Here is a 4,593-nt window from a genome sequence, read left to right on the forward strand (position 1 = left end):
CCGCGCCGCCGAGCTTGCCGCGGGTTACGCCGGCCGCCTGCGGGAGGCGGGCATCCCTTGCGACCGGATCACCGGCGCGGGCACCGGCAGCGCCGAGTTCGACGCGGCGTCGGGGGTGTATACCGAGTTGCAGGCCGGTTCGTACGCGTTCATGGACGGCGACTACGGCGCCAACGAATGGTCTGGGGCGTTGGCTTTCCGCCACAGCCTGTTCGTGCTGGCCACGGTGATGAGCCTGCCCGATGGCGGCCGTGCCATCGTCGACGCCGGGCTGAAATCCACCACGGCCGAATGCGGCCCGCCCCGGGTGGCCGGCCGGCCCGAACTGCAGTACACCGCCGTCAACGACGAGCATGGCGTGCTGAAACTTGAGCCCGGTGCCGCACTGCGGCTGGGCGACACACTGCTGCTGATTCCCTCGCACGTGGACCCGACCTTCAATCTGCACGACACCCTGGTGGCCTATCGCCACGGCGTGGTCGAGGCGGTGTGGGACGTGGCCGCCCGCGGGCTCAGCCGCTAGCCCCGCCGGCCGGGGGGCACCCCCCCGCGCCGGCGTACACAATACGGTGCTAAATTCTTTGTTTTCACCCCCTCTAGTCTTCCCATTCCGCAGGAACCGCCATGGAATTCAGCCAGTTCAATGTCAACGCCCTCATGGAGATCACCTCCCGCCCGGACCTGGTGTTCGTGCGAGGCCAGGGCTCCTGGCTGGAAGACCACGCGGGCAAGCGATACCTGGATTTCGTGCAGGGCTGGGCGGTGAACACGCTGGGACACTGCGCGCCCGAGATGAAGCGCGCCATCATCGACCAGGCCGACAAGCTGATGAACCCGTCGCCGGCGTTCTACAACCAGCCGTCCATCGACCTGGCGCTGCGCCTGACGGGCGCGTCGTGCTTCGACCGCGTGTTCTTCGCCAACAGCGGCGCCGAGGCCAACGAAGGGGCCATCAAGCTGGCGCGCAAGTGGGGCCGCGTCAAGCGCAACGGCGCGTACAAGATCATCACCATGAACCACGGCTTCCACGGCCGCACCCTGGCCACCATGTCGGCCTCGGGCAAGCCGGGTTGGGACACGATGTTCGCGCCGCAGGTGGAAGGCTTTCCCAAGGCGGAACTGAACGATCTGGACTCGGTGCGCGCCCTGATTGACGGCCAGACAGTGGCCATCATGCTCGAGCCCGTGCAGGGCGAGGCCGGGGTCGTGCCCGCCACGCCCGAGTTCATGCAAGGCCTGCGCCAGCTGGCCGACGAGCACCAGCTGCTACTGATCGTGGACGAAGTGCAGACCGGCATGGGCCGCACCGGCAGCTTGTTCGCCTATCAGCAATACAACGTGGTGCCCGACATCATGACGCTGGCCAAGGGCATAGGCGGCGGCGTGCCGCTGGCCGCGCTGCTGGCGCGCCAGGAAGTGTGCGTGTTCGCGCATGGCGACCAGGGCGGCACGTATAACGGCAACCCGTTGATGGCCGCGGTGGGCGTGGCGGTATTCGATACGCTTACGGCGCCGGGTTTCATGGAATCGGTGCAGGCGCGTGCGCAGCAATTGTCCGAAGGCCTGCTGGCCCTGTCGTCCAAGTGGGGCATGGGGGGCGAGCGCGGCATGGGCCTGTTGCGCGCCCTGGTGCTGGACCGCGAAGACGGCCCGGCCATTGTCGAGGCCGCCCGCAAGCTGTCGCCCCAGGGCCTGCTGCTGAACGCGCCGCGCGGCAACCTGCTGCGCTTCATGCCGGCCCTGAACGTCACGGAACAGGAAATCGACCTGATGCTGTCGCAGCTGGATGGCGTGATCAGCGCGCTGCGCAAGAGCTGAGGCGGGCGCCGACGGTGTCCGACACGCAAGGTGTCAGACACCCATGGCACTAGCCTAAGCGGCTGAGCCAGGGGTCTGGCTCCCGCAAGGTGCCAGACACCGGCAAGGCCTGCGAAATGCTGCTTTGCGACCAGGGCCGCCTCAGCCGGGCTTGCTGTCCTCGGCCCCGAGCGCCGCGGCCTGGTCGCGCAGCAGGAATTTCTGCACTTTGCCGGTGGCTGTCTTGGGTAGCGGGCCGAACACCACGGTGCGCGGCACCTTGAAGCGGGCCAGGTGCGCGCGGCAGTGCTGCAGGATGTCATCGGCACTGCACGGCGCGCCGTCTTTCAGGGTGACGAAGGCGCAAGGTGTTTCGCCCCAGGTGCTGTCCGGCCGCGCGACCACCGCGGCTTCCAGCACCGCCGGATGCCGGTACAGCACGTCTTCGACCTCGATGGTGGAAATGTTCTCGCCGCCCGAAATGACGATGTCCTTGGCGCGATCCTTGATTTCGATATAACCGTCGGGGTGCACCACGCCCAGATCGCCCGAATGGAACCAGCCGCCCGCGAACGCCTGGGCCGTGGCGTCGGGGTTGTGCAGGTAGCCTTTCATCAGCGTATTGCCGCGCAGCACGATCTCGCCCATGCTGCGGCCGTCCGCGGGCAGGGGGCGCAATTGTTCGTCCACCACTTGCACGTGTTCCACGTTCAGCTTGCGCACGCCGATGCGTGCTTTCAGCGCGGCGCGTTCCGCCAGCGGCAGTTCATCCCATTCGTCGTGCCAGGCGCAGTTGATGGACGGCCCGTAGGTTTCCGTCAGCCCATACAGGTGCGTTACGCCGATGCCCAGTTGTTCCATGGCCTGGATGACGGCCGCGGGGGGCGCGGCACCGCCCGTCATGGCTTGCACGCGGTGGGTGGCGCGGTACTGCACGTCCGCGGGGGCGTTGATCAGCATGTTCAGCACGATCGGGGCCGCGCAGAAAAAACCCACCTGGTGGCGGCGGATGGCATCGAAGATGGCCGCCGGCTCGACGCGCCGCAGGCACACGCTGGTGCCCGCCAGGGCCGCCATGGTCCAGGGAAAGCACCAGCCGTTGCAGTGGAACATGGGCAGCGTCCACAGGTACACCGATTGCGGCGGCATGCCGCAGGCCAGCACGTTGCCGGTGGCGTTCAGATACGCGCCGCGATGGTGGTACACCACCCCCTTGGGGTTGCCCGTGGTGCCCGAGGTGTAGTTCAGGCAGATGCTGTCCCATTCGTCCCGCGGGTATTCCCAAGCCGCGTCGGCCGGCTGCGCCGCCAGCCAGGCTTCGTATTCGGCGTCGCCCAGCTCGCCGTGGCCGCCGGCATATTCGCTGTCTTCGATACGCACGGTTCTGGGGGGCGCGGCCAGCCTGGCCAGTACGTCGCGCACCAGGCCGGTGTATTCGCTGTCGAACAGCAGCACGCTGGCGCGGCCGTGTTCCAGGATGAAGGCCAGCGTGGCCGCGTCCAGCCGCGTGTTCAGGGCGTTGAGCACGGCGCCGGCCATGGGCACGCCAAAGTGCGCCTCGTACAGCGCCGGCACATTCGGCGCCAGCACCGCCACCACGTCGCCGCGGCGCACGCCCCAGGCGCGCAGGGCGGCTGCCATCTGGTGGCAGCGCTGGCGCGTGGCTTGCCAGCTTTGCCGGCGGTCGCCGTGCACCAGCGCGCTACGCTGCGGATACACATCGGCCGCCCATTGCAGAAAGCCCAGCGGCGTCAGGGCCAGGTGATTGGCGGCATTGCGCGGCAGCGCATCGGTGGATTCGGCGCTCATCAGGGTCTCCCGGACGATGACGTTCTTGCGGTTTCCCGGCAGGCGGCCTGCCAGCCCAGCTCGGCCAGCGGGGCCACGCGGGCCCCCATCTCGCGCGCATCGGCCGCCGCTGCGTTGCCCGCCTGGGCGCGCGCATACACGCCCTGCAGAATGGCCGCGATGCGAAAGAAGCTGTAGGCCAGGTAAAAGTCCCAGTTGGCGGGCGCTTGCATGCCGCGTTCGCGGCAATAGGCGGCCACGAATCCGGTTTCGTCCGGTATTCCCAGCGCCGGCAAGTCCAGGCCGGCGATGCCGCGCCACAAACTGGGCGGAATCCGCCAGGCCATGCAGTGATACGCCAGGTCGGCCAGCGGGTGGCCCAGCGTGGACAATTCCCAGTCCAGCAGGGCAATGGCGCGCGGCGCATCGGCCGCGAAAATCAGGTTGTCGATGCGGTAGTCGCCGTGCACCAGGCAAACCTGCCCGTCATCGGCGGGCAGGTGTTGCGGCAGCCAGTCGATCAGCGCGTCCATGGCGGCAATGGGCTGCGTGGCTGTGTCGCGGTACTGGCGGGTCCAGCGCGCCACCTGGCGGGCAAAGTAATCGCCGGCGCGGCCGTAGTCGCCCAGGCCCGCCTGGTCGGGCTTCACCGCATGCAGCGCGGCCAGCACCCGGCCCGTTTCGGCATAAATGGCGCCGCGCTCGGCCGGATCCAGCCCGGGCAGGGCCGGATCCATGAACACGCGGCCCTGCGCGTAGCCCATCAGGTAGAACGGTGTGCCTATCACCTTGCTGTCCGCGCAGTAGTGCAGCATGGGGGGCACCGGCACGGCGGTGCCCGCCAGGGCCGCCATGACGCGGTATTCGCGGTCGATGGCGTGCGCCGAAGGCAGCAGGTTGCCCGGCGGCTGCTTGCGCAGCACGCGGCTGCCGTTGGTGTCTTCCAGCAGATAGGTGGGGTTGGATTGCCCGCCCGCCAGGGCGCGCGCGCGCAGGGTGGCCGCGTCG

Annotated in this window: 3 protein-coding genes and 1 pseudogene; 2 read left to right on the forward strand and 2 right to left on the reverse strand. The window is 68.5% G+C overall.

Annotated elements, in window-relative coordinates:
* Positions 1-523 (forward strand): annotated as a pseudogene (locus tag LPZ50_RS22110) (DSD1 family PLP-dependent enzyme); the annotation flags it as partial.
* A 101-nt stretch (positions 524-624) separates the two neighbouring features.
* The gene (locus LPZ50_RS22115; protein ID WP_230664982.1) at positions 625-1,818 is read left to right on the forward strand and encodes an acetylornithine transaminase; all 1,194 of its coding nucleotides are present in this window, start codon (positions 625-627) and stop codon (positions 1,816-1,818) included.
* 141 nt (positions 1,819-1,959) lie between these two features.
* On the opposite strand, the gene LPZ50_RS22120 is transcribed toward LPZ50_RS22115, so the two are convergent.
* Positions 1,960-3,606: an acyl-CoA synthetase gene (locus tag LPZ50_RS22120; RefSeq protein WP_230664984.1), complete on the reverse strand. Its 1,647-nt coding sequence runs from the start codon at positions 3,604-3,606 to the stop codon at positions 1,960-1,962.
* On the reverse strand, positions 3,606-4,593 hold a 988-nt coding region (locus tag LPZ50_RS22125), incomplete at its 5' end, for a phosphotransferase family protein (protein WP_230664986.1). The genes LPZ50_RS22120 and LPZ50_RS22125, both read right to left, overlap by 1 nt.

The sequence above is a fragment of the Bordetella petrii genome, from assembly GCF_020991325.1.
Lineage (GTDB): Bacteria > Pseudomonadota > Gammaproteobacteria > Burkholderiales > Burkholderiaceae_B > Bordetella_A > Bordetella_A petrii_E.

What these genes read in the sequence shown, in the direction of transcription:
- LPZ50_RS22120 (WP_230664984.1), bottom strand. Translation starts at nt 3,606, where the DNA reads ATGAGCGCCGAATCCACCGATGCGCTGCCGCGCAATGCCGCCAATCAC.
- LPZ50_RS22115 (WP_230664982.1), top strand. Translation starts at nt 625, where the DNA reads ATGGAATTCAGCCAGTTCAATGTCAACGCCCTCATGGAGATCACCTCC.